This window comes from Lacibacter sp. (genome assembly GCF_035299325.1).
GTDB lineage: Bacteria > Bacteroidota > Bacteroidia > Chitinophagales > Chitinophagaceae > Lacibacter.
This window is the reverse complement of sequence record NZ_DATGWT010000033.1, coordinates 1-26,646: the sequence shown is the minus strand read 5'-3', so window position 1 is coordinate 26,646 and position 26,646 is coordinate 1. Positions and strand designations below refer to the sequence as shown.

Here is a 26,646-nt window from a genome sequence, read left to right as displayed (position 1 = left end):
CTCATAAATTTGCCTTATGGAAATTGAAGTATTAAAGTCGAAAATTCATCGGCTTACGATTACGGAAGCTAATCTTCATTATGTCGGCAGTCTTACATTAGATGAAGACCTGATGGATGCCGCCAATATGATTGAGTATGAAAAAATTCAGGTGGTGAACGTAAACAATGGTAACCGCTTAGAAACCTATCTCATAAAAGGTAAACGTGGAAGCGGTGTTTGTTGTCTTAACGGACCTGCTGCCCGCCAGGGGTCTGTTGGAGATGTGGTAATTATCATATCTTACGCCACCATGGATTTCGAAAAAGCAAAAAGCTTTAGTCCTTGGGTTGTGTTTCCGAAAGAATCAAATAAACTTTAGACAGGCCAATACACATTATGCTCAAGAAAAGAATCATCCTTGTTATACAGTTTTTATTTTTCCTTGGGCTTGGATTGTTTCTTGTGTGGTGGATGGCCCGAGGTATTGATGATAAAGGTTGGGCGCAAATAAAAGTTTCGCTGAAGCAGGCAAATTACTGGCTTTTTGTTCCTGTATTTGCGATGCTGCTGCTCAGTCATTACGTGCGTGCCCTGCGTTGGAAAATACTAATGGAGCCATTGGGTTATAAGCCCGGCACCTTTAATGTATTTAATGCCGTAATGATCGGCTACCTGGCCAATCTTGCATTCCCCCGTTTAGGTGAAGTATTGAAATGTACGTTGCTTGCACGTTACGAAAAAGTAGCACCCGATAAACTCGTTGGTACTATTGTAGCTGAACGTGCCATTGATCTTGTTTGTTTGATTACTGCATTTGTGATCACGATCCTTTTGCAGATCGATACTGTTGGCAGTTATGCATTAGATATGCTGCAAAGTATTTTCAAAGGAAAAGGCGAAGGATTTTCATGGCTTCGACTGGGGATGGTACTTGGTATTGCTGCCTCTTTTATCCTGGTCTCTTATTGGATACTTAGCCGTTTTGCACATATCCGCATCATCGAGCGTATCAAAAATGTGATCAAAGGAATCTGGCATGGTTTAAACAGTGTCCGCTTTATCAAACAGCGTCGTTTATTTCTTGTTCATACAGTTCTTATCTGGACGCTATACTTCCTGAGCAGCCGTGTTGGTTTTTATGCAATGGAAGAAGTATCGCACTTAGGTACACGTGAAGCTTTTTCTATTCTTTCATTCGGTAGTATTGGTATGATCGCTACACAAGGCGGCATTGGCGCTTACCAGTTTATTGTACAGGAAATATTGATGTTATACGGCCTTTCACAAATTACCGGCTTTACTTTCGGCTGGATCTTGTGGATCGCTCAAACCCTTGTGATCTTATTAGGCGGATTGATCTGCTTTATTCTTTTACCCGTTCTTAATCGTAAACGCAATGAAAGCAACCAAGCACATTCAACAGAAAATACTTAATGCCCATCAGCTTCAACAGGAATTGATGCGCTGGCGTAAATTCAGCAAAAAGATTGCGTTTACCAATGGCTGTTTCGATATACTGCATGCCGGTCATATTCATTCATTAAAGCAGGCTGCATCTTTTGCCGATGTATTGGTTGTGGGATTAAACAGTGATGCCTCTACCAAACGATTGAAAGGCGACAATCGTCCGGTCAATAACGAACAGAACCGTGCATTACTCCTGGCTTCTTTGGTAATGGTAGATGCCGTTGTTTTGTTTGATGAAGACACACCATTTGAATTGATCACTTCAGTTATGCCCGATGTATTGGTGAAAGGCGGCGATTATACCGTTGATACCATTGTGGGAGCAAAAGAAGTAATGGCAAATGGCGGTACGGTTGAAATTATTCCTTTGGTAGAAGGGTTATCAACTACTTCTTTACTCCAGAAAATCGAACGACTGTAATTTTTCGCAAAAACTTAATGTTACACCTGTCGATGCCTTCGTAATTTTAGGTTAAGTATTCCCGATAGTTATGGCATCAGAAAAACGCAAGACGATTGTTCGTGATATCAGCTGGTTATCTTTTAATGCAAGGGTATTGCAGGAAGCGAACGACCCTTCTGTTCCTCTTCGTGAACGGGTGCGTTTCCTCGGCATTTTTTCCAACAACTTAGATGAATTTTTTCGTGTGCGTGTAGCCACGCTCAAACGCATGGCTGAGTTTGGCGACAAGGCCAAAAGCAAAATGCACATGGAAAAAAATCCGCAGAAGATCCTTGAGGAAATACAGGATGTGGTATTACAACAGCAGAATGAATTCAACCGCATCTGGAACCACGTGCAACAGGAATTAAAAAAGGAAAAGATCTTTCTTGTTACCGAAAAACAGTTGAGCCGTGATCAGAAAAAATTTGTGGAGACTTTTTTTGATGAAGAAGTAAGACAGGAAGTTATTCCGCTCATGATCGAAAGTAATCCACAGATTCCCTATCTGCGTGAACGCTCCCTGTACCTTGCCGTTGCCATGAGTAATAAATCGAATGCGTATAAAAAGAAATACGCTTTGATTGAGATACCGGCCAAGTTCAAACGCAGGTTTGTAAAACTCCCCTCGCCTGCCGGTCATCACCATATTATTTTAATGGAAGATGTGATCCGTCATTGTTTGCCTAAAATATTTTCGTTCATGGGCTTTGATGAATACAGTGCACACATCATTAAAGTAACAAAGGATGCCGAGATCGATCTTGATGCAGACGTAAGCACATCACTCATTCAAAAAATACAGAAAGGTTTAAAGAACCGTCGTAAGGCAAAGCCGGTTCGTTTTATTTATGACAAAGAAATTGATGCAGGTTTGTTAGAGTACCTCATCCGTCGTTTGAATCTGACTAGAAGAGATAACATCATCCCCGGTGGACGTATTCACAACTTCCGCCACTTCATGGATTTTCCCAATGAAGTTTTCACGGTGAAACATGAACGTAAAAAGCCATTCCCTCACCCCATATTACGTAGAACCATTCGTGTAACCGATGAGATTATTCGCCAGGATTTGCTGATGCATTTCCCTTATCATTCGTTTGATGTGGTGATCGAGCTCTTGCGTGAAGCAGCGATGGATCCTCATGTAAAAGAGATCAAGATCACTGCATATCGTTTGGCCGAAAATTCAAAAGTGATCAATGCACTGGTGAATGCAGCACGGAACGGCAAAATTGTAACCGTTATGCTGGAGCTGCGTGCCCGTTTTGATGAAGAAGCCAATCTTGAATGGAAAGAAAAACTGGAAGAGGAAGGGGTGCGTGTATTAATTGGTGTGCCGAATATGAAAGTGCATGCAAAACTCTGCGTCATTAAAAAACGTGTGCAGAACAAAACGATTCAATACGGTTTTGTAAGTACAGGAAATTTGAATGAAGGAACATCAAGAGTGTACGGAGATCATTGCCTGCTTACATCTAACCGTAAGATTATGGCAGACATCAACCGTATCTTCACTTACCTTGAACACCCGGTAATGAGTCGGTTGAAATACCTGCGCCAATGCAAAACACTGGTTGTTTGTCCCACAGGTATGCGCAGGCAGTTTATGCATCTCATCGAAAACGAGATCAGGAATGCGCATAAAGGATTGCCTGCTTCCATCATTCTAAAAATGAACAGCTTCAGCGATGAGCAACTGATCGAAAAATTATATGAAGCAGCAAGAGCAGGTGTTGAGATCAAATTAATTGTTCGTGGTATTTTTTGCATGCTTACCCAAAGTAATAAATTCAAAAGCCAACCTTATGCTATCAGTATTGTTGATCAATACCTGGAGCATAGCCGTGTGTTGATATTTCACAATAATGGTAAAGAGAAAGTTTATCTATCTTCGGCAGACTGGATGATACGCAATCTTGATCACCGTATTGAAGCGGCTGTTGAAATTACCAACAAAGCCATTCAGGAGGAATTGAAAGAATGCATCAATATCCAGTTAAAAGATAATGTAAAAGCGAGGATACTGGATAACAACCTGCAGAATGCATATGTAAAACGTAAAGGAAAAACAGTGCGTTCACAGGTGGAGATCTATAATTTCCTGCATCAAAAAATTCCGAAGCAACTTGAAACTGGCCGCCATTGATATAGGAAGTAACGCAGCAAGATTACTCATTACCGAAGTAGAGGAAAATGAGAAAGGGATACCTCAGTTCAACAAGCTCAACCTTGTGCGTGTGCCATTACGTTTAGGTTTTGATGTGTTTGAAACAGGTGATATTCCCAAAATAAAGATCAACAAGGTTATAGAAACCATCAAAGCATACAAACATCTTCTGAGTATTTACGAAGTGAAATACCTGAAAGCATGCGCTACTTCTGCCATGCGTGATGCAAGAAATGCAGAAGACATTATCCGCAAAGTAAAAATGGAAACCGGTATTGAGATACGTGTGATCAGTGGTGATGAAGAAGCATCTTTTATTTACGAAAATCATATTGCCGAAAATTTAGCAAAGGATCACTCCTATCTGTATATTGACGTGGGTGGTGGCAGTACCGAACTTACTTTTTTTAATGCAGGTAAGCTGGTGTTTAAAGAATCATTCAATATTGGTACCATCCGATTATTAAAAAACCAGGTGAATGATAAGCTGTGGGATGAAATGAAAGAATTCATCAAGCTGGGCACAAAGGGTATCAATGGTATTATTGCCATTGGTTCGGGTGGCAACATCAACAAAGTATTTTCTTTGTCAAAAAAGAAAGAGGGCAAGCCACTTTCACTTGAACTGTTACGTGATTATCATAAAGAGTTCAGCAGTTTTTCATTGGAAGACCGTATGAAACAATACAAATTGCGTGAAGACAGGGCCGACGTAATTCTTCCAGCCATCCAGATTTACATTAACGTTATGCGTTGGGCTAATATTGAAGAGATCTATGTACCGAAGATCGGTTTAGCTGATGGATTAGTGCACATGTTATACGATGAAGTGAAGAGTAAAAAATTTACAGCTTCAACTTTAGTATTGTAATTTCAACTTCTCAATTACCAAAAGTCAAATTCTCCATGTCAGTTAATAAAGAAGTAAAGCGCATTACTACGAATACACTTCAAAAAATGAAGTCGAACAGTGAAAAGATATCCATGATCACTGCTTATGATTTCTCTTTTGCCAAACTGTTTGATGAAGCGGGTATTGATGTGATCCTTGTTGGCGATAGTGCCAGCAATGTAATGGCAGGGCATGAAACAACCTTGCCGATTACTTTGGATCAAATGATCTATCATGCACAATCAGTATTACGAGGTATTCACCGATGTTTGGTAGTGGTGGATCTTCCATTTGGCACCTACCAATCAAACTCAGATATTGCGTTGGCTTCTGCCATCCGTATTATGAAGGAAACAGGTGCACATGCCATTAAACTGGAAGGTGGCGAAGAAGCACTGGAATCAATCAAACGAATCGTAAATGCAGGCATTCCTGTAATGGGGCATTTAGGATTAACGCCTCAATCCATTTACAAATTCGGCACTTATACTGTGCGGGCGAAGGAAGAAGAAGAAGCAAATAAGTTGCGGAAAGATGCATTGCTTCTGCAGGAAGCAGGTTGCTTTGCTATGGTGCTGGAAAAAATACCTGCTCAACTGGCGAAGGAAGTTTCAGAAAGTCTGCACATCCCAACCATTGGAATCGGGGCAGGCAATGATTGCGATGGACAAGTGTTGGTGATGCATGATATGATGGGGATTAATACAGAGTTTAAGCCAAGGTTTCTTCGTCAGTATTTAAACCTTCATGAACAGATTACCGGTGCTGTTCAACAGTATATTACCGATGTTAAAAGCGGCGATTTCCCGAATGAACATGAATCTTACTAAAAAACACTCCTTGCCGTAACAATATTGCAGCATCTGCAATTTCTGATAATAAGAACAGCTGAAAATACTATAAATAAGATCGGTTTTACTTCTTCTGTTGCAAACAGTAGAGTAACTTTAAGTATCGTTAACCAAAAAACGAAATACCATGTTACGATCTACATTAAAACTCCTCCCCTTGTTATTCCTCGTTTTAGTTTCAACAAATTCCTGTAAAAAGAAAAATGATCAAAAGTCAAAAACGCAGCTTGTAACAGAAAGGGACTGGAAAATGACCAAGTTCGAGGTAAAGGAAAATAACAACCCTTGGGACGACCTTCTTGCAGGACAACCTGCTTGTGATGCAGATGATCGTCATGTTTTTCGTACGAACAATACATATGAAATAAATGAGGGGCCTTCTAAATGTGTTTCAACTGACCCACAAATTATTGATAACGGCACCTGGTCATTTGGAGATAATGAAACCAAATTTATTTATGACGGTATTCCGTTTACAATTGATCAACTGGACGGCAACACACTCATCATTTCATATACCGACAACACAAGCCCTCCCGATGTATACTATTTCAAATTAACATTCACGCATTAATTATTCAGCAAGATAAATATCAAAGAAGAAGGCCTGCAATTGCAGGCCTTCTTCTTTATTTATATGATGTTCATTTATTTCAACTTTGCCAATGCTTCTTTAATTCGCTTATACGCTTCTTCGATTTTTTCCAGACTGTTGGCAAATGACAAACGGATACAATCCGGTGTACCAAATGCACGGCCTGTAACAGTTGATACATGCGCCACATTCAACAGGTACATACAAAGATCATCAGCATCATTAATTACGTTTGTTCCATCCGATTTGCCAAAGTAAAAGCTCACCTGAGGAAATACATAAAATGCACCATCGGGCTCAGCTAATTTCCATCCGGGAACTTCGCTTACCAGTTCCATTACACGCTTCTTACGACGTTCAAATTCCTTTGTCATTTCATGCGTAGGAGTTTGATCACCCACCAAAGCATCAATTGTTGCACGTTGTGTAACAGCATTGGTACCACTGGTAAACTGGCCCTGCAATTTTTCACAACCTTTTGCCACGTCAACATTTGCAGCAATATAACCAAGGCGGTAACCCGTCATGGCATAACCTTTACTCAAACCGTTTACAATGATCACCTGGTCTTTGATGGCATCAAATTGTGCAATGCTTTCGTGTTTACCAACAAAATTGATATACTCATAGATTTCATCTGAGATGATGAAAATTTCAGGATGCTTTGCAAACACATCTGCAAGGCTCTTTAATTCATCATAACTATAGACTGAACCGGAAGGATTACATGGTGATGAAAACAAAAATACTTTTGTTTTTGGAGTGATCGCTGCTTCTAACTCAGCTCCTGTGATCTTGTATTTATTTTCCATTGTGGTAGTAAGAATAACAGGTACACCGCCTGCGATCTTTACCAGCTCAGAATAAGTAACCCAGAAAGGAGCAGGAATAATTACTTCATCACCCTGATCAACTGTTGCAAGGATCACATTTGCCAAACTTTGCTTGGCACCTGTTGATAATACAATGTTCTCAGGCTTATATTCGAGATTGTTGTCACGCTTTAATTTTACACAAACAGCCTCACGTACATCGAGGTAACCGGGTACCGGAGTGTAGTGACTGTAGTTATCGTCTACTGCTTTCTTTGCTGCTTCTTTAATATGTTTTGGTGTATCGAAATCGGGTTCTCCTAAACTCAAGTCAATTACATCAACACCTTTTGCTCTTAACTCACGGCCGAGCTTTGCCATCTTTAACGTCTCAGGTTCGCTGAACCTGCTTAACAGGGAAGAAAGTTTCATGTGTATTACTGAATTAAATTGTTGTTCGCCGCAAGTTACCGCATCCGCAGCTATTACTTGTTAGTTATGTTTGATAATTGAAAGAGAAAGTGAATCAGCATTGGTTTTGCCCAGATAGCCTTTCATCACTAGAGAATAAACGGCCCCCTTGTTGAACTGTAGTTGATATTGCTTTACAATCCTGCCGCTTGCGCTCGACCTGATCTTGATGTTTACCGTTGTATCAGCATAAAAAGATTGAAATGCACCGGAGTTTAACAGGTTTGCCTGTGTGAATTTCCCGGCATAAGGTTTTGCAGCGATCACCACAGAATCTGCTGATATATTCAACGGGTGGTTGGTAAGCACTTCAAGCGAATCAGCATCGGGACTTAACTGCAGCAAACGGATTTTTGATTGCTTTCCCAAGCCTGTTGTATCAAGTTCATCTTCCACAAAAAAGTATTTCAACTTATCGGTTGTGGCGGTATCAAACAAAAAGAAAGAATAGCGGCCTCCTGTATTACTGAAAAACAAGTTTGCCAATTGCACTGCACCAATCTGTAAACGGTAATTACTAAATCCGCTATCAACAGAAGTATAGTTAGCCGTTACATTTAAACCGGTAAGGTAATTGTAAGTGCCAACTGTTTTGAGATTCTGTAACAGATCAATGCTACCCGTTCCTGCCGAGGCGTGAACAACATTCAATTGTATTTGCCTAGCGTGTACAGCATCCTTTTTACAGGATTGAATGATGCAGGTTGTACAAAAAAGGCTAACTAAAACAACACAAAAAGTCTTCAAATCTTTATTCATAATACTCACGGGCTGCAAATTTATTTATCGTAGCTCACTTTAAATTTTGAAAGATCGGGTTGATGCTTTCGTTTACGCTTTACTTCCTCTTCATAAATAACCTTGCCAAGATTTTCTAAGAAAGGCAACCCCACTGAATCGTAATCATATTTATCATCGTTGAGGATACCATCTTCATTGCAATAAACCGTAGCACTCAACATAAACTCAATGTTCTTTTCAAAATCAACAATGTAAGCTACATCAGTTAAGAATCCGTACGACCACCCTACTTTGTTAAAAATGCGGATGTGTTTGGGAAGCGCCTTTCCTTTTTGCGTACCAAACATCAGGAACTTGCAATACGCATCAAAAAAATGAGCCGTGTCGTATTCAGGAAACCTTGTTTCGCCTGGGAGCTGACTCATGTATTGGTAGAGAAACTTGTAATCTGCTTCGTTGATATGGAAACGTCGTTCCGCAGGAACTGATTCGGGAAACAGCACACTGCGTAAAATATCATGAAGGTCTTTCAGATAGATCCTGTTCTTTCGGCTGAAATCCATGGCAGCATTTACCAATTGATCTTTTTCGTCGAGATATCCCTTACCTAAAAAATCATTTCGTTTAATGTAGTTGTAATTACTCTTTACCAACGGCTGCTCAATCAAAACATTTCCTGAGCTATCTCGAAAGCTTACGGGGTTTGTTGTGCGGTGAAGTTCTTCTGGCAAGGTAATAGCGAGGCGGCGAATGATCTGCACATCAGGATAACCTTTTGCTTTCAACTGATCGTGCAGGTATTGCTGACCCAAAAACTCGTAAAGCCGGTTATTGGCATCGTTATCACTCACCACAAAAATCTTTTTGATGTAATGTTCAACCGTTGGGCGTCCATCGGGTGATGTTGGGTCGTTATATACAGCGGTTAATCCCTCCTGCCCTTTTTCGGTTATCATGCTGGCGTTTCGGCTGATTCCAAGTTGGTTCAGTTTCTCCAAAGCCAGAAAAGCCACCGGCATTTTCACAGTTGAAGCCGGGTAAAAGTAGTCGTCGGGTTTCAGGTTAAAGTTATAATCGGTAAAATGGGGCCGATTCTTTTTGTCCCTGTCTATCCGGGTGTAAATGATCTTCACCCGCATGGAATCACGGTTGGCAAGCACTTTTGAAAAATAAGCCGGATGCTGCTGCATCAGGTTTTCGAGAAAATTTTCGTTGGCAACCACTGTTTTAGCAGGTTTACAGGCGTTCAATATGAGCAACAGTACCAGGCTGAAACTGATAGAAACGACAGATTTGAACATGGCCAAAAATAACACATAAACCCTTACTGCAAACAGCCTTAGAATAGTGGATAACAGTGATTTGGGGCCTGTTCGCTTTCGATATGAAACCCCTATCTTTGCCCTCCTTAAAAAATAAGAACCCAAATTATTATTCTACTATGGCACTGAAAGGTTTGGTTAGGTTTTTTGCGATCATGCTCATCTTAATTTCTGTTTGGCAATTAAGTTTTACGTGGATTGTCAACAATTTTGAGCGCAAGCAAAAAGCCAGAGCTGAGAAATTTGTCAAGAACAATTTCGGAACTGCATCAAAAGAAACAAAAGACTCTGCAACGAACGCTGTTTACCGCAGGTATATCGACAGCCTAAAAGAAAAGGAAATCCTTGATATTCCTGTTCTTTTTCCAAAGCTTACTTATCAAAAAGCAACTGAGCAGGAACTGAACCTTGGTTTGGATCTGCAAGGTGGTATGAACGTAACGTTGGAAGTTGGATTAGATGGCCTGATCCGTTCAATGAGTAACAATCCGAAAGATGTAACACTCAATAAAGCATTAGCAAGTGCCATAGAGTTGAAAAGAAACAGCGATGCTGATTTTGTAACACTTTTTGGACAGGCTTATAACACAGCTTCTTTGAATGGAAGACTTGCACCGCTTTTTGCAGGTGGTAAGAATAAAACGATCAAGATCGATGCAAGTAACAGCACGGTTCTTGAAGCCATTCGTTTTGAAGCAAGAGACGCCATTAAAAGAACATACGATCGCTTAACAGCACGTATCGATCAGTTTGGTGTTGCTCAACCGAACATCAGCTACGATGAAAATAAAGGAATCATCACTGTTGAATTAGCAGGTATTGATGATCCTGAACGTGTTCGTAAATTCTTACAGGCTACAGCGAATCTTGAATTCTGGGATACTTATTCAAATGCTGATCCTGTTGTTGCGCAAAGCATCGCACAAATTGACCAGAAAGTAAAAGCTTACCTGAGTGGTACCAGTGATACTACTTCAACAGATACAAGTGGTACTCCTAAAGTTGATACTACTGCAACTGCTGGAGCAAACAATAATCCGGTAACTTCTCTTTTTGCACCTAACCAGCCCGATGGTTCGGCTATGATCGGTATGATCCGTATTTCAGATACAGCATTGTTCTCGAAATATGTGAACCTTGATGTTGTAAAGAATTCTATTCCCGCAACCATGCGTTTTATGTATGGTGCGAAGGCAGAAGCTAAGAATAAGAGCGGCGAAAGTATGTTGCCGATCTATGTTATTAAAACTGTACCCGGTACTGATCAACCAAAACTTACCGGTGAATATATTACAGATGCACGCCAGGACTTTGACCAACGTAACAACGAGGTTGAAGTACAAATGGAAATGAACACACGTGGTGCAGCCATTTGGGAAAAAATGACCGGCGATGCATTTAATGGTAAATATGCCATTGCCATTGCTCTTGACAACTACGTTTACTCTGCTCCTGGTGTAAACAACGGCGCTATCAGCGGTGGTGTTTCACAAATCAGTGGAAGCTTTACTATCCAGGAAGCACAGGATCTTTCAAGCGTATTGCGTACAGGTAAACTTCCTGCTCCTGCAAGGATCGTTCAGGAACAAGTAGTTGGTCCAACACTTGGTGAAGAAGCTGTAAGAGGTGGTTCTTTATCTTTCATGATTTCTTTTGTGATCATCTTCATCCTGATGCTTGTTTACTACAACACAGGTGGCTGGATCGCTAATATTGCCCTTATCTTAAACCTTCTGTTTACAGTTGGTGTGTTGAGTGCCTTTGGCGCTACATTAACAGCTGCAGGTATTGCAGGTTTGGTATTGACCATTGGTATGGCGGTTGATACAAACGTGATCATCTTTGAACGTATCAAGGAAGAATTAACGAAAGGCAAGAGTTACCAAATGGCTATTGAAGATGGTTACAGACGCTCTTTGGCTCCTGTACTCGATGGTCACATCACAACCCTCTTAACATCTTTTATTCTTTTATACTTCGGTTTAGGTCCGGTAAAAGGTTTCGCAACTACACAGATCATCGGTATTCTGTTGAGCTTGTTCTGCGGTATCCTTGTTTCAAGACTTATCACTGATATGTGGACGAACAAAAAACGCCACTTTGAATATTTCACTGCCGTTTCACGCCGCATCTTTGCACACGCTGCTTATAAGTTCATTGAGTTCCGTAAGTATACTTACATGATCTCCGGTCTTGTGTTGCTGTTAGGTATTGGTACGTTGTTCAATGGCTTTGATTATGGTGTTGAGTTCCGTGGTGGTCGCAGTTACACTGTGAAGTTCGATCGTGAATTGAAGAATGAAGAAGTAGCAAACGAACTCAACAAAGTGTTTGGCAAGTATCCTATCATTAAAACAGTAGGAACTCCAAAGCAACTCAACATTACAACTGATTACATGATCGATCAGCCAGGCGAAACGATAGATGCGCAGGTTGAAACAAAATTGTACGAAGGTTTAAAAACGTTCTTACCAGCAGGTACAAGTTACGAGCAGTTTAAAACAGCTTTCAAACAAAGCTCACAAACTGTTCAGCCTACCATTTCGGATGACTTGAAGAAAGGTGCATTATGGGCAACCATACTTGGTTTGTTGGTAATCACACTTTACATCTTTATCCGTTTCCGTGACTGGCGTTATTCAGTTGGAACAATTGTAGCCTTGCTGCATGATGTATTGGTAACATTGATCGTGTTCTCCTTCCTCCGTAATATTGTTCCGTTCCCGTTAGAGATCGATCAGCACTTTATTGCGGCGATCCTTACTGTAATTGGTTTCTCAATGAACGATACGGTGGTTGTATTTGACCGTGTGCGTGAATACAGTGCAAAAATGTTTGGCCAGCCTAAAGGTGTAATTCTTAACAAAGCCATCAACGATACATTGGCACGTACAGTAATGACGTCATTGACTGTATTCTTAACCTTGTTAACGCTTTTCATCTTTGGTGGTGAAGTAACAAGAGGCTTTGCCTTTGCCATGTTGATTGGTGTTATTACCGGTGTTTATTCATCTGTGTTTGTTGCTGCACCAATCCTGATGGATTTTGCAAAAGACAAACCATTGGGTGAGCCTGAAAAAGATAAAACTCTTGCTAAAGCAAGACATTCTATCAGCTAATAATTTCAGACCACACTACATAAAAGAACCCCGATCAAATGATCGGGGTTCTTTATTTTAATGAATGGCTGAATCGTATTATCAACTCAGAACTTACAACTCTGTATTTACCTGTAACCATTCCATTTACGACTCTGCTTATCAAACACCCAATAAATACCATTTGAATAAGAGAAATTAAAATAGGTTTCCACTTCAAACTGAACAGGCAATTTTACTATCTGGCTCATATAACCCGATTTAATATCGTACAGCTCCACTTGTTTCTTTGCTACATTCAACAAGCCAATTTCAGCGCCCTTAGTTCCGGTATAAATGACAGAACGGATATTGTAGGTCTGTTCAAAATCAGCAAGCGATAAAGTAGTAGCATCATTTGCATTCATTGCACCAAAATGGATCTGAATAGATTTACGTTTATCCGTTCCATCAGTTGAATAGCAAACAATATTCAACCCATCTAGAAACAACACTTCATTGTCTTCTGTATTTAAAACACCTGCACTGTTTTGATCAGGTTGATACAATCCTTCTTTTTTCATATTCAGCTTTTCGGGTAATCCATCTCTATTAAGTTCGTACGAAAACCAGCCAAAATCTTTATACGCATTTCCTTCCAGTTGTTTTGTTTTGGGATTATACCAAAGTCCACGTACATCAATTAATGTTTTCTGATCGTCTCCGGAAACTATTTTTCCATTTGCATTAAAGATCACGAGTGGAAATTCTGCATTACCTGCCTGTGCAGCGTAGTACAATTTTTCTTTTGGGTTATAGGCAACCGATGCTCCGTTGGCACCGCCTTCAGGTATTACCATGTCCATTACTTTTTCGGCTGAAATAATTTTCAGCTCTTTATTGCCAGTGTTTTTTTCATCTTTTGTGGCTTCGTTGCCAATTAACCCTGATACTGCCGCCGGCTTTTTTTTCTGCGCTAAACTTTCACTACCTGTTAAAAGTACAAGAACAAATAAGGGAAGGAATATTTTTTTCATCAATACTTTTTTTATGCTAGTTACAGCAATTTATTTCTTTTTTCAATACCGTGTAATGGGTACAAAAAAACTCCCCGCAGGGAGTTTACAAGTTAACGAAATAATGAGGTGTGATTATACTGCAAAGCTGGTACCACAGCCACAGGTCTTACTGGCGTTGGGATTGCTGAATGTAAAGCCACGGTTGTTCAACCCATTATCCCAATCGATCTGCATACCGTAGAGATACATGCCATGACTTTTATCCATGATGCAGGTAATACCATCTATTTCAAATAATTCATCATTCTCTTTTTTCTCATCAAATTCAAGCACATAACTTAAACCTGAACAACCACCGCCTTTTGCGCCCACACGCAAGAATTTACCTTCCGGCTGTTCTGTTGACAATCTTTTCAACTCGTCAATTGCAGTTGTGGTGAATGTAACCGGTGCCATGCTTATCGTTTCCATACAAGTTTATTTATTGCAAATTTACGCAGTATTTGCCTTTCGTGTACAAACTGTCTGTAGCCCTTGTTTTCAACCGCAAAAACCTATTTTTGCTTCAACTCAGTCTTTATGGATACAATTTATTATTACTTATTTGGTGGCGCTATCGTCGTTTTTATTGCCTTAGGTTATTATTTGCGGGTAAAAGGCAGAAAAGAATTACTGGAAGAGCAACGCCAGGCGGCTTTACAGGAACAAGCTTTGAGACAACAACAGGCCGCTGCTCCCCAGCCGCAACGAAAAGCTCCTTCAACTAATCCTGAAATGCTCCGCTTGCAACTGCAGGCATATGAACGAATGACCATTTTATGCGAACGTATTGGCCTCAATAATTTGCTTGGACGTTTACCAATCAACCAACTCTCTGCTGTTGAACTGCAGAACCTGATGGTGCAATCGATCAAAACAGAATTTGAATACAATGTGAGTCAACAATTATATGTTTCTAATGCTGCTTGGGATGGCGTAAAAAACCTGAAAGAACAGAATATTTTTATCATCAATGAGCTTGCTTCAACACTACCACAAGGAGCAACTGGAACTGATCTCAGTAAAAAGATTATTGAGTTATTGTCGCATGATGAACATGTATCCTTACAAAACATTGTGGCAACACTCATCAACAACGAAGCCAAACAACTGATGGGGTAACTCATCTGAAACGATTGCCTGCTTATGGAAGAAAAAAAGATCTATACTGATTCGGGGATTGAAGTAAAACCTCTTTACAATGGAACTGGTGAACTGGAACTACCCGGGCAGTTTCCCTTTACACGTGGTGTGCAGCCCGATATGTATCGTGGTAAACTGTGGACCATGCGCCAGTATGCAGGTTTCTCAACTGCAGAAGAAAGCAACAAACGCTATCATTATTTATTGTCGCAAGGTGTGAATGGGTTAAGTGTGGCATTTGATCTGCCCACACAAATTGGTTACGACAGTGATCATGCATTGGCGGAAGGTGAAGTAGGAAAAGTTGGCGTGGCCGTTGATAGTATTGAAGATATTCAAACATTGTTTAATGGCATTAAGCTGGAAGATGTATCCACTTCGATGACCATTAACGCCACCGGTTTTATTCTCCTCTCCTTTTATGTTGCATTGGCCAAACAGCAAGGTGCTGATCTGAAAAAAATTACTGGCACAATCCAGAATGATATTTTAAAAGAATACGCTGCAAGAGGAACATACATCTATCCTCCCAAACCAAGCATGCGCATCATTACCGATATTTTTGAATGGTGCAGTCATGAATTACCAAAGTGGAATACGATCTCCATCAGCGGTTATCATATCCGTGAAGCTGGTAGTACAGCGGTGCAGGAAATTGCGTTTACATTGGCAAATGGTAAGGCGTATGTAAAAGCAGCATTGGAAAAAGGATTAGACATTAATGTATTTGGTAAACGTCTCTCCTTCTTCTTTAATGCGCATAACAATTTGTTTGAAGAAGCAGCAAAATTTCGTGCTGCCCGTCGCATGTGGGCGCATATGATGAAAGAACTTGGTGCAACAGATCCTAAAGCCATGATGTTGCGTTTTCATACACAAACTGGTGGCAGCACGTTAACAGCACAGCAGCCTCTCAATAATATTTCACGGGTTACGATTCAAACATTAGCTGCAGTGTTGGGCGGTACGCAATCATTACATACAAATGGGTATGATGAAGCATTGAGTTTGCCAACGGAAGAAGCTGCACGCATTGCATTGCGTACGCAACAGATCGTTGCATTTGAAAGCGGCGCACCTGATACCGTTGATCCTTTGGCAGGCAGTTATTATGTAGAAGCACTCACAGATGAAATTGAAAAAATGGCATGGGAACTCATTGCAAAAATTGATGTGATGGGTGGCAGTGTAAGTGCAATTGAGCAGGGCTTTATACAAGATGAAATTGCAAGAAGTGCATACGAGTATCAACGCAATATTGAAAACGGTTCAAAGATCATTGTGGGTGTAAATAAATTCGAAGTAAATGAACCCAATACAACGCCTGTTTTCAGAATTGATGACAGTATCCGGGCCATTCAAACGGAAAAATTGAGACAATTAAAGAATAACCGTGACCCCGGTAAGGTGGATCAATGTCTGCAGGAGATCAACGACAGGGCCGGCAGCGGTGAAAACCTGATGCCTGCTGTTATTACAGCTGTTGAAAACAAATGTACTCTGGGTGAAATAGCTGATGAATTGAGAGCTGTGTACGGAGAGTATAAATAACCAACTTATCACAATCAGTCCATCAACTAATACAGGTTAGCCCTGCAATTTGTATATTCATTCATCTTTATTAAAAATTCAACTATGGCATCGAACGATACATCAGCTTCTCCGGTAATGAACGAGCATATTGCGGCTTTCCTGAAAGAGCAATCGGTTATTTCCATTGCAACTTCAGTGAATGATGAGCCTTATTGTGCATCCTGCTATTATGCATTTGAGCCAACAGAAAATCTCCTTGTGTTTAAATCGGATTCAGATACAAAGCATATCGAGAATGCATTAAAAAATAATCTTGTTGCCGGAACCATTTTGCCCGATAAAATTGTGAAAGCAAAAGTAAAGGGTGTACAGTTCAATGGAAAATTCATGAAGGCCGAAGGCAGTATCGGCAGCAAAGCCAAGGAAACCTATCTCAAAAAATTTCCTGTAGCAGGTCTGTTTCGTGGAGATATCTGGGTAATTGAAATAACCCGTGTTAAGTTCACCGATAATACGTTGGTATTTGGGAAGAAGTTGTTGTGGGAACGATAAAAAATGCTTTTCTAAATGAAAGCGGATGTAATTGATACATCCGCTTTTTTTATTCAACAAAACCCAATTACTGCCAATCATTCGTCAGGCATTTTTCTGTATCTTCCTTCAAACAAACCGTTCGATGAAATACTTATTTTCACTTCTGCTTTTAATTGCTTCTTTCGCACATGCTCAGGAACCGCCCGCCTTCATTAAAGACAGCCTTGAACGTTATATTGAACGTGGTATGAAAGACTGGAATATTCCCGGCCTTGCAATCACCATTGTAAAAGACGGGAAGATCGTTTTTATTAAAGGTTATGGTGTAAAGGAAGTGGGCAAACCGGAAAAAGTAGATGCGAATACATTGTTCATCATCGCATCAAATTCTAAATTATTTACGGGCACAAGTCTTGCTTTAGCTGAACATGAAAAGAAATTATCGCTTGATGATAAAGTAACTCAATACATTCCGTGGTTTAGGTTATACGATTCAACATCAACCAAACTGGCAACAGTGAGAGATATGTTGTGCCACCGCTTAGGAACCAAAACATTTCAGGGAGATTTTACTTTCTGGAACAGCAACCTGTCCAAAGATTCCATCATCTGGAAAATGCGTTTACTGAAACCCGAAGGAGAATTCCGTCAGAACTATGGCTACTGTAATGCAGGTTTTTTGGTGGCAGGTGAAATACTCCAAAAGACAACCGGAATTAAATGGGAACAATATGTAAGCGACCGTATGTTGAATCCTATTGGCATGACGAATACGTATATGAATACGGCGGGTATGGCTAACCGTAAGAACGTAGCTGTTCCCTACTCCAATTCATTCGGACCGTTGAGCAAATTGCCTTATGATGAAATTGATAATTTGGGTCCGGCAACAAGTATGGTGAGTTGTGTGAATGATCTCAGCAAATGGATGATGTTTCAATTGGACAGCGGAAAGATCAACGGCCAAACGGTTATACCATGGCAGGTATTGCAAAAAACAAGAGATGGAAATATCTTAACGGGCACACGCAAATCGCCTTACTACCCTACCCATTTCCGTGCGTATGGTTTAGGTGAATACATGACGGATTACAATGGCAGGCAAGTGTACTGGCATACAGGCGGTGCGTTTGGTTTTGTTACCAATGTATGTTTTATACCGGAAGAAAAACTCGGCATCAGTATTTTAACCAACAACGATAACCAGAATTTCTTTGAAGCATTACGTTATCAGATCATGGATGCCTACTTAGGTGTCCCATATGTTGACAGAAGCAAATTCTTATTACAGTTTCAACAACAGGATCAGGCGCTGAACGATTCAAAAATGAAAGGCTGGGAAGAACGTGCAAAGAAAAAACCAAGCTTACCCGTAAGTGCCGATGCATTTGTTGGAACCTATTACAATCATGTATATGGTAACATGCAGATCGTGAAAGAGAATAATGAACTAACGGTATTGCTGAGTCATCATCCAAAGCTGAAAGGCAAACTTGAATACATCGACAATAAAAATTTCTTACTTACATGGAACCATCCTTCGTATGGAAAGTTCGCAGTGCCATTCGAGATCAAGAATAACAAAGTAAGTGCTATCGAAATAAAAGCATCTGACTTTGTGGAATACGATGGTTATGTATTTCTTAAAAACTAGTGTTCAACTCCAACTAAATTATAAAGCATGATGAGAAAACTATTTTCCTTTATCGTATTGTGTGTGGCTGTTTCGTCAGCATCAGCACAAACTATTCAGCAACTGATCGATCAGAAAGCAAAAGCATTATTACCCAAAGTAATCGAATGGCGCAGGCATATTCATCAAAATCCTGAACTGGGTAACCGTGAGTTCAAAACGATGGAATACATCGCTGCACATTTACGAAGCCTTGGACTGGAAGTAAAAACAGGCGTTGCTAAAACAGGTGTGGTTGCTATACTGAAAGGTGGAAAACCTGGTCCTGTGGTTGCGTTGCGTGCAGATATTGATGGACTGCCAATCAAAGAACGTGTTGATGTTCCTTACAAATCAACTGTGATGGCTGATTACCTCGGTCAGCAAGTTCCCGTAATGCATGCCTGTGGACATGATACGCATGTTGCCATTTTAATGGGTACTGCTGAAGTGTTGGCATCTATGAAAAAAGATGTAACAGGTACAGTAAAATTTATTTTCCAACCGGCAGAAGAAGGTCCTCCGGGCGATGAAGAAGGCGGCGCTGCCTTGATGGTAAAAGAAGGTGTAATGGACAACCCGAAAGTAGATGCAATTTTTGGTTTGCACATTTCAGCTGACACAGAAATTGGAAAGATCACATATAAGAGCGGTGCATTTATGGCCAGCAGCGATTGGTTTACCATTAAAGTAAAAGGGAAAGGAGCACATGGTTCTGCTCCATGGACGGGCATTGATCCAATCATGATCTCGGCACAAATTATTAATGGTTTGCAAACTATTGTAAGCCGTAGTTCCGACTTAACAAAAGCGCCCGTTGTAATTACAGTAGGTAAATTCAATGGCGGTGTGCGTGAAAATATTATTCCGGAAGAAGTGAGCTTCAGTGGCACGATCCGCACACTCGACAGTAAAATGCAAAAAGAAGTTCATGAAAAGATAAAGCAAGTAGCACAAACGATTGCCAATGCTTATGGTGCAACGGCAGAAGTGGTAATTGACACGAAAACATTGGTGACCTACAATACACCTGCACTTGTTACAAATACATTGCCTTCTTTGCAACGGGCAGCAGGCAATGAAAATACGGTAGAAGAAACCTGGACAACGGGAGCAGAAGACTTTTCCTATTTCGGTGAAAAAGCACCCGCATTTTTCTTTAATCTTGGTGGTATGCCAAAAGGTGCACAACCAACCGGACATCACACACCTGATTTTGTAATTGATGACAGTATGCTTGATGTAGGGGTAAAAGCTTTTTGCAATATTGTATTTGATTATGGAAAGATGAAGAAGTAAACGCTGGTCGGTACGGCTCTTATGCCGTCAGACCATGTTATCTATATAAATAAGCCACATCGCTTTGATGTGGCTTATTTATGTAGAACGGTTCAGGCAACTCCAGCGTCCCGACCCAGATTAGCGTTTCAAAAATTTATTCTTCAGTAATTGCTCCAGCACATCTTCTTTTTCATTCCTGCTGATAGGAATTCGATGTTCACCAATACGTATCTCGTTTCCATCAATGGCTTCGATCTTGGCAGCATTTACAATAAACGATTTGTGCGTTTTGATGAATTGCGATGCGGGTAAATATTCTTCCACCGATTTCATCGTGAGATAACTGATGTATTTCTTTTCGTTTGTATAAATGCACACATAATTTTGCAAGGCTTCCACATATTGGATTTCATTGAAAGAAATGCGTACAAAACGGTTATCAGCTTTGATATAGAAATCTGTGTGTTGTTCTGCAGTTTCAGCGGCTTTGTTTTGTTGACGCAGTTCGTAGTAATCTTTTGCTTTCATGGCCGCTTTCAAAAACCGATCAAAGGAAATAGGCTTCACCAGATAATCCAGTGCATTCAATTCAAAACCATCTAATGCATATTGCGGATAAGCAGTGGTAAAAATAACCGGCGGCGCCTGTTGCAGTGATTTAAAAAAATCAATACCGGTGATCTTTGGCATTTGTATATCGAGCAACAACAACTGCACTTCGCCTTTACTGATAAGATCAGCTGCTTTCAACGGATGATCAAACTCTCCCACCAGTTGCAGAAAATCTACATCAGCTACATACTCCTTTAATCCCTTACGGGCAAGCGGCTCATCATCGATGATCACAACTTTAATCAACATTACACATGTAGTTTAAGATGAACAGAATAAACCTCCGCCCCATTTTGTATGTTGAGATCATACTTGCCGGGATATAATAATTCCAATCTGCGTTTTACATTCTGCAAACCAATACCGCCATTTTTTTCCATGGGAATCGCATCTTCTTTTGAATTCTCTACCCTAAAATCCAAGGTGCCGTTTGCTTTGGAGAGTTTCACTTTTACATAATTCGTTTCATTACTCCTGTGTGAAATATGTTTAAAAGCATTCTCAACAAACGACACCAATAGTAATGGTTCTATTGAAAATCCTTTCACCTCAGTATCTGCTGAAAAATCTACTTTGTATTGATCATCCTTCCTTAATTTTTGTAACGCTACATAATCATTTAAAAAATCGATCTCTTTTTCAATCGGTATTTTATCACCACCGGCTTCGTATAACTGGTAACGCAGCATGTCCGAAAATTTATGCAATGCTTCCCTTGCTTCTTTGTTTTCTTTATCGATCAAAAAATAAACAGCATTAATGGAGTTGAACAGGAAATGCGGATTGATCTGTGATTTCAAAAAACTCAACTCCGCCTCTGCCTTTTCCTTTGCCATATCGGCCATCTTTTTTTGCATAGCGGTGTAATCAAACATCAACTTAAATGCAGCGCCAGCCAGCACGAGGAAGATATGCGGCAATACATTATCGTACACTCTGCCCTTCCAATTGCCTGATATATTCAGCAACGCAGGGTTGTTGGTCATGCGGCCAATGATATTCATTTTTAATAAACTGCTGAGAACAATTAAGCTGATGAGTATAACCGCAAACAAAATATACTTCTTCTTATAAAGCAGTTTGGGAATAAGAACATAATTGGTGAAATACACCAATGCTGCGAGATCGATCACTTTAATAAGTGTAACTTTAAATGCAGTGGCAGGAAGACTATACCCTTCGTATCGGAACAGAAACCATGTGCCGAACACCAGCATCCAGATGAGTACATGATGCAGTTTGTATTTCAGAAAAAATGGAGCGTTGTGCATACCTCAAAATAAATGTACAAAATCCGCCTGTTAAAACCGATTACAGTTCCTGTTGCTTTTTGCTGACGAAATGCAAACCTGCCGTTGGTCAAGAAACAAGTGCTGCTGGTGTAAATGAATTGGACGATCAATTTATTTGTTCAAGATTTGTACAACAAACCAAATTTGCCATGAACCATATCATCACTCTTGCAATTCTTCTGTTTACCAATCTCCCAATCATTTCCTGTGCGCAACAGCAATCAACAAACGACATTAAAGTTGATGTGGGAGGTTGCGAAGGATGTGAAGCCATTTATGAAAGTCCGATTCCATTTGATAAATTAGAACCGATGGTGTGGCTACCCGATTGGACATTACCCGGACAAAAGCTGGCGGTGAATGGAACCGTTTATAAAGCCGATGGCAAAACACCTGCTGAGGGTGTGATCATTTATATTTATCATACTGATCATACGGGTGTTTATCCGCAAAAAGGAGATGAAAAAGGTTGGGCCAAACGACATGGTTATTTACGTGGCTGGATGAAGACAGATAAAAATGGATTTTATAAATTCTTCACGCTTCGGCCGGGATCTTATCCCGACAGTAAGAATCCGGCACACATTCATATCACTATTAAAGAGCCGGGCAAAAAGGAATACTGGATCGATGAATTTGTATTTGACAACGATCCGTTTCTTACAACAACAGAACGAAGCCGTTTGCAAAACCGTGGAGGTAGTGGTATTCTTACAATGAAACCGGGAGGCAGTATGGTGAAAGCAGAGCGGAATATTTATTTGGGAAAAAATATACCGGGTTATCCGAAATAACAAACATTGATCATTAAACCTTATCAGTTGTTCGGCACAGATGTAAACCGTCAGACGATAAAAATTATTTCTTGTCTTTCTTTTTTTGGGAAGGAAAAAACAAAAAGACTAGCAGCAATGTAGAAAAAAGTGAAACGACAAGTGTAGAGAAAACATTTGCAGTACCCATACTAACACTACCATACTTGCTCACCTGTAACATTGAACTGCTTTCGCCTGTAATCAGAAAGTAAACGAATACACCCCAAGATATTAAGGTCAATAACATCCACAATTGCCGGAATGCACCTAAATAATCAGTCGGCGGTTTTCTCATATTCATCTAAATTCTTGCACCAAACAACAAACTACCTATCCGCACCATATTACTTCCTTCTTCAATTGCAATCTTATAATCACCACTCATACCCATCGAAAGAATGGAAAATTGACTATTGGCAATTGGCACATCAGCATACCAGTCAAACAATGATTTTAACGAACGAAGCTCCCCTCTTACTTTTTCCAGATCGTCGCTGAACGAAGCCATCCCCATAAAACCACAGATCCGAACATTTTTCAACTCATGCAATCCGTCTGAATTTTTATTATAAATTGTTTTCAGCTCTTCTTCATCTAACCCAAACTTCGTTTCTTCCTGTGCAATATGCACCTGTAGCAACACGTCAATTACACGGTTGTTCTTTGCTGCTTCCTTGTTGATCTCTTTCAACAATTTGAAACTGTCCACTCCATGGATCAAATGCACAAACGGTGCAATGTATTTCACCTTGTTGCTTTGCAGGTGACCGATAAAATGCCAGCGGATATCTTTCGGCAGTTGCGCCTGCTTATCAACCAACTCCTGCACATAATTTTCGCCAAAGTCACGTTGACCTAATTCGTATAATTTCAGAATATCTTCAACAGGCTTTATTTTACTAACGGCTACCAATGTAACCTGCTTTGCATCTAATTCCTGTTTGATCGACTGATATGCTTCTGTATTAACTGCCATTGTAGTAGTAAGTGAGTTGCAAAAATAAAAGCTAATGAGTTAACTCATTAGCTTAATTAAATATGGACTGTGCGCCGCAAGTCTCCCGTTAGGGAGATTTAGAGGGTTTTATTTCAAAATACTTCTGCTGATAACGATCCGCTGCACTTCACTCGTTCCTTCATAGATCTGTGTGATTTTGGCATCACGCATCATTCGCTCTACGTGGAATTCTTTTACAAATCCATAACCACCGTGTATCTGCACTGCTTCAGTTGCTGTCCACATGGCCGCTTCGCTCGCAAATACTTTTGCCATGGATGAACTGAGCGTGTAATCGATGCCATTATCTTTTTCCCATGCCGCTTTTAAACAAAGTAAACGTGCTGCCTCGATCTTTGTGGCCATATCGGCCAGCTTAAACTGGATAGCTTGATGGTGCATAATTTCTTTTCCAAATGCCTTGCGTTGTTTCGAATAAGCCAATGCCAATTCATAAGCACCGCTGGCAATACCCAGCGCCTGCGCGGCGATACCTATACGTCCGCCTGCAAGTGTCTTCATCGCAAACTTGAAACCGAATCCATCTTCACCAATCCGGTTTTCCTTCGGCACTTTTACATCCTGAAACGAAATGCTGTGTGTATCACTGCCACGTATGCCGAGTTTATTCTCCTTCGCACCGACCGTTACACCGGGCCAGCTTTTTTCAACAATAAACGCATTAATGCCTTTACTGCCTTTTGATTTATCAGTTTGGGCAATAACCAGGTAAACCGATGCCGAGTTACCATTGGTGATCCAGTTCTTTATCCCGTTAATTACATAATGATCGCCTTTGTCTTCCGCAGTTGTTTGTTGAGAAGTGGCATCACTGCCTGCTTCAGGTTCACTCAACAAAAAAGCACCAATGTATAATTCGCCATCTTTCTTACCCTGGGCCAGCGGCGTTAAATATTTTACCTTCTGCTCTTCGCTTCCATACTCCTGCAAGCCATAACAAACGAGGCTGTTGTTTACACTCATGCACACACTCACACTTGCATCGATCTTACTGATCTCTTCCATTGCCAGCACATAACTCACCGTGTCCATACCTGAACCGCCGTATTCCGGTTTTACCATCATCCCCATAAAACCAAGATCGGCCAGTTTGCTGATTTGTTCTTTCGGGAATTTCTGTAATTCATCCCGTTCAATAACGCCGGGTAAGCATTCTGTTTTGGCAAAGTCACGGGCAGCTTTTTGAATCATTAACTGCTCCTCTGTTAATTCAAAGTGCATATAGAGTTTAAAAGTTTGCGGCAAAGATAAGGGATACTAACAGTTGAAAGTTTTTACCCCCGTTCTGCAACTAAATAAATACCAACTTCAGGGTATTTGTATCTTTAGTTTGCTTTGTAACTTTCAACCAAAATAACCCAACACATGAAAGCCTTAGTTTTCATTTTCTCACTTAGCCTTATCCTTTCCGTACAAACCTCCGCACAAACCTGTCTTAGCGGCAACTGCAGTTCCGGCTTTGGCAAATTCAAATACGAAAACGGCGATATATACGAAGGTGAGTTTTACGACGATAAACGTGAAGGCTTTGGCGTATACACCTGGAAAACCGGTGAAAAATTTATTGGTGAGAGTCTTGCCAACACCTTCAGTGGATTTGGCGTGATGGAGTTTAAAGATGGCACTAAATACATCGGCGATTTTAAGAATGGCGAATTTGATGGTGAGGGTGAGAAAACATTAACCAGCGGTACAAAACAAACGGGCATCTTCGAAAAAGGAAAATACCTAGGTAAGATATCATACTACGGAAAAGCAGTTGGCACCACAGGCTGCCTGAATGGCGATTGTGAAGCTGGTTATGGAATGAAATATTACAGTGGCAACGACCGCTATTTTGGTTACTTTAAAAACGGTAAGCGTGATGGTTATGGTGCTTATTATTGGGATGATGGCACCCGTTGGGTTGGCCAGTTTGAACAAAACCTGTTAACAGGTTATGGCACTTACTTCTTTATTACCGGTGAAAAGTATGTAGGTTATTTTATTGACAGCAAACGTAACGGTTGGGGTATTAACTACGACCCAAATACAGGTGTAAAGAAAATTGGTTTCTGGAGTGATAATAATCTGATCACACCCAAATCATCGCTGGTAAAAACAGGAGGCGCTACAGGCTGCATCAGCGGCGATTGCAAAAATGGTTATGGTAAATACGTTTACAACAATGGCTATTATGAGGGCTATTTTAAAAATGGTTACCGCAATGGTCAGGGTAAATATTACTTTGATATAGGTGACTTCTATTCAGGAAATTTTGATGATAATAAATTTAACGGCAAAGGCACTTACTACTATACCAATGGTGAACGATATACAGGCGAATGGAAAGACCAGCGTACGCATGGAAAGGGAGAACTCGTTCAGTTTGATGGCACATTGAAGATAGGTTATTGGAAAGAAGGTACATACCAGGATAAAACCACACCGCCTCCGGGATATGATGCATGGGTGCGCAACAATTACCAGATTGGCTCGGGAACAATTGCTTCAAACAACAATACGCCAACAACTACGAACAACAACAAACCACCTGTTACAAACCCAACCAATACAAAGCCAAACACTACAGGGAACAGTACTACCGGAACAAATAAACCTGGTGGCAACAATACAAATCCAACCAATAACAATAAGCCAAATAATAATACGCCAAACAATGTTGTTACTACAGGTTCAAATACCAGTGGCTTAGTTACAACCAACTTCAAAAAGAAAATGGCGCTTATCATCGGTAACCAATCATATCAATTCACCACCGCACTCAAAAACCCGAAAAACGATGCCCGTTCAATGGCGCAGGTATTACGTTCATGCGGCTTTGAAGTGATCGAGGTAATTGACGGCAGCGCATCGCAAATGAAAA

General features: G+C 40.5%; 24 protein-coding genes. 15 read left to right on the top strand and 9 right to left on the bottom strand.

What is annotated here, in order from left to right:
• Window positions 1–16: 16 nt before the first annotated feature.
• The 7 genes from panD (at window position 17) to VK159_RS18385 (ending at window position 6,378) form a co-directional block, all read left to right on the top strand.
• Window positions 17–361 carry an aspartate 1-decarboxylase gene (gene panD / locus VK159_RS18415; protein WP_182801104.1) on the top strand — a complete coding sequence of 115 codons (345 nt, stop codon included), beginning with the start codon at window positions 17–19 and terminating at the stop codon, window positions 359–361.
• A 17-nt stretch (window positions 362–378) separates the two neighbouring features.
• The gene (locus VK159_RS18410) at window positions 379–1,416 is read left to right on the top strand and encodes a lysylphosphatidylglycerol synthase transmembrane domain-containing protein (RefSeq protein WP_324231636.1); all 1,038 of its coding nucleotides are present in this window, start codon (window positions 379–381) and stop codon (window positions 1,414–1,416) included.
• Window positions 1,379–1,870 (top strand): D-glycero-beta-D-manno-heptose 1-phosphate adenylyltransferase, encoded by a 492-nt coding sequence (gene rfaE2, locus VK159_RS18405; protein ID WP_324231635.1) that lies wholly within the window; start codon window positions 1,379–1,381, stop codon window positions 1,868–1,870. The genes VK159_RS18410 and rfaE2 overlap by 38 nt, the downstream gene beginning before the upstream one ends.
• A gap of 70 nt (window positions 1,871–1,940) precedes the next feature.
• Complete coding sequence (gene ppk1, locus VK159_RS18400; RefSeq protein WP_324231634.1) at window positions 1,941–4,040, top strand: polyphosphate kinase 1; 2,100 nt, start codon at window positions 1,941–1,943, stop codon at window positions 4,038–4,040.
• Window positions 4,021–4,932, top strand: coding sequence for an exopolyphosphatase (locus VK159_RS18395; protein WP_324231633.1), 912 nt, complete (start codon window positions 4,021–4,023; stop codon window positions 4,930–4,932). The genes ppk1 and VK159_RS18395 overlap by 20 nt, the downstream gene beginning before the upstream one ends.
• 35 nt (window positions 4,933–4,967) lie before the next feature.
• Window positions 4,968–5,783: a 3-methyl-2-oxobutanoate hydroxymethyltransferase gene (gene panB, locus VK159_RS18390; RefSeq protein ID WP_324231632.1), complete on the top strand. Its 816-nt coding sequence runs from the start codon at window positions 4,968–4,970 to the stop codon at window positions 5,781–5,783.
• Between the two features lie 148 nt (window positions 5,784–5,931).
• Window positions 5,932–6,378, top strand: coding sequence for a hypothetical protein (locus VK159_RS18385; RefSeq protein ID WP_324231631.1), 447 nt, complete (start codon window positions 5,932–5,934; stop codon window positions 6,376–6,378).
• 74 nt (window positions 6,379–6,452) lie between these two features.
• On the opposite strand, the gene VK159_RS18380 is transcribed toward VK159_RS18385, so the two are convergent.
• The 3 genes from VK159_RS18380 to VK159_RS18370 form a co-directional block, all read right to left on the bottom strand.
• Entirely contained in the window at window positions 6,453–7,643 is a 1,191-nt protein-coding gene (locus VK159_RS18380) for a pyridoxal phosphate-dependent aminotransferase (RefSeq protein ID WP_324231630.1), read from the bottom strand.
• Between the two features lie 60 nt (window positions 7,644–7,703).
• The gene (locus VK159_RS18375; protein WP_324231629.1) at window positions 7,704–8,333 is read right to left on the bottom strand and encodes a DUF4397 domain-containing protein; all 630 of its coding nucleotides are present in this window, start codon (window positions 8,331–8,333) and stop codon (window positions 7,704–7,706) included.
• Window positions 8,334–8,461: 128 nt separating this feature from the next.
• Complete coding sequence (locus VK159_RS18370) at window positions 8,462–9,724, bottom strand: serine hydrolase (protein ID WP_324231628.1); 1,263 nt, start codon at window positions 9,722–9,724, stop codon at window positions 8,462–8,464.
• 140 nt (window positions 9,725–9,864) lie between these two features.
• Between VK159_RS18370 and secDF the strand changes: the two genes are divergently transcribed.
• The gene (secDF, locus tag VK159_RS18365; RefSeq protein ID WP_324231627.1) at window positions 9,865–12,864 is read left to right on the top strand and encodes a protein translocase subunit SecDF; all 3,000 of its coding nucleotides are present in this window, start codon (window positions 9,865–9,867) and stop codon (window positions 12,862–12,864) included.
• Between the two features lie 107 nt (window positions 12,865–12,971).
• Here the strand turns inward: secDF and VK159_RS18360 are convergent, their stop codons facing one another.
• Both VK159_RS18360 and VK159_RS18355 read right to left on the bottom strand, forming a co-directional pair.
• Window positions 12,972–13,859: a hypothetical protein gene (locus VK159_RS18360; protein WP_324231626.1), complete on the bottom strand. Its 888-nt coding sequence runs from the start codon at window positions 13,857–13,859 to the stop codon at window positions 12,972–12,974.
• Window positions 13,860–13,973: 114 nt separating this feature from the next.
• Window positions 13,974–14,312 (bottom strand): iron-sulfur cluster assembly accessory protein, encoded by a 339-nt coding sequence (locus VK159_RS18355; protein ID WP_324231625.1) that lies wholly within the window; start codon window positions 14,310–14,312, stop codon window positions 13,974–13,976.
• A 108-nt stretch (window positions 14,313–14,420) separates the two neighbouring features.
• Between VK159_RS18355 and VK159_RS18350 the strand changes: the two genes are divergently transcribed.
• From VK159_RS18350 to VK159_RS18330, 5 genes are all read left to right on the top strand, one after another.
• Entirely contained in the window at window positions 14,421–15,002 is a 582-nt protein-coding gene (locus VK159_RS18350; protein WP_324231624.1) for a hypothetical protein, read from the top strand.
• A gap of 24 nt (window positions 15,003–15,026) precedes the next feature.
• Entirely contained in the window at window positions 15,027–16,574 is a 1,548-nt protein-coding gene (locus VK159_RS18345; protein WP_324231623.1) for an acyl-CoA mutase large subunit family protein, read from the top strand.
• Between the two features lie 84 nt (window positions 16,575–16,658).
• Window positions 16,659–17,108, top strand: a complete 450-nt coding sequence (locus VK159_RS18340) for a pyridoxamine 5'-phosphate oxidase family protein (protein ID WP_324231622.1) — start codon at window positions 16,659–16,661, stop codon at window positions 17,106–17,108.
• 124 nt (window positions 17,109–17,232) lie between these two features.
• Window positions 17,233–18,744 (top strand): serine hydrolase, encoded by a 1,512-nt coding sequence (locus VK159_RS18335; protein ID WP_324231621.1) that lies wholly within the window; start codon window positions 17,233–17,235, stop codon window positions 18,742–18,744.
• A 27-nt stretch (window positions 18,745–18,771) separates the two neighbouring features.
• Window positions 18,772–20,061: an amidohydrolase gene (locus VK159_RS18330; RefSeq protein ID WP_324231620.1), complete on the top strand. Its 1,290-nt coding sequence runs from the start codon at window positions 18,772–18,774 to the stop codon at window positions 20,059–20,061.
• Between the two features lie 120 nt (window positions 20,062–20,181).
• Here VK159_RS18330 and VK159_RS18325 read toward each other — a convergent pair whose 3' ends face one another.
• Both VK159_RS18325 and VK159_RS18320 read right to left on the bottom strand, forming a co-directional pair.
• Window positions 20,182–20,904, bottom strand: a complete 723-nt coding sequence (locus VK159_RS18325) for a LytTR family DNA-binding domain-containing protein (RefSeq protein ID WP_324231619.1) — start codon at window positions 20,902–20,904, stop codon at window positions 20,182–20,184.
• A complete protein-coding gene (locus VK159_RS18320) occupies window positions 20,904–21,926 on the bottom strand; it encodes a sensor histidine kinase (RefSeq protein ID WP_324231618.1) in 1,023 nt (340 codons plus the stop codon). The genes VK159_RS18325 and VK159_RS18320 overlap by 1 nt, the downstream gene beginning before the upstream one ends.
• A gap of 170 nt (window positions 21,927–22,096) precedes the next feature.
• Between VK159_RS18320 and VK159_RS18315 the strand changes: the two genes are divergently transcribed.
• Complete coding sequence (locus VK159_RS18315; RefSeq protein WP_324231617.1) at window positions 22,097–22,741, top strand: hypothetical protein; 645 nt, start codon at window positions 22,097–22,099, stop codon at window positions 22,739–22,741.
• 322 nt (window positions 22,742–23,063) lie between these two features.
• On the opposite strand, the gene VK159_RS18310 is transcribed toward VK159_RS18315, so the two are convergent.
• Window positions 23,064–23,738, bottom strand: a complete 675-nt coding sequence (locus VK159_RS18310) for a YggS family pyridoxal phosphate-dependent enzyme (RefSeq protein WP_324231616.1) — start codon at window positions 23,736–23,738, stop codon at window positions 23,064–23,066.
• Window positions 23,739–23,846: 108 nt separating this feature from the next.
• Window positions 23,847–25,001, bottom strand: a complete 1,155-nt coding sequence (locus VK159_RS18305; RefSeq protein ID WP_324231615.1) for an acyl-CoA dehydrogenase — start codon at window positions 24,999–25,001, stop codon at window positions 23,847–23,849.
• A 144-nt stretch (window positions 25,002–25,145) separates the two neighbouring features.
• On the opposite strand from VK159_RS18305, the gene VK159_RS18300 reads away from it, so the two are divergent.
• A partial coding sequence (locus VK159_RS18300; RefSeq protein ID WP_324231614.1) for a caspase family protein occupies window positions 25,146–26,646 on the top strand: 1,501 nt, incomplete at its 3' end.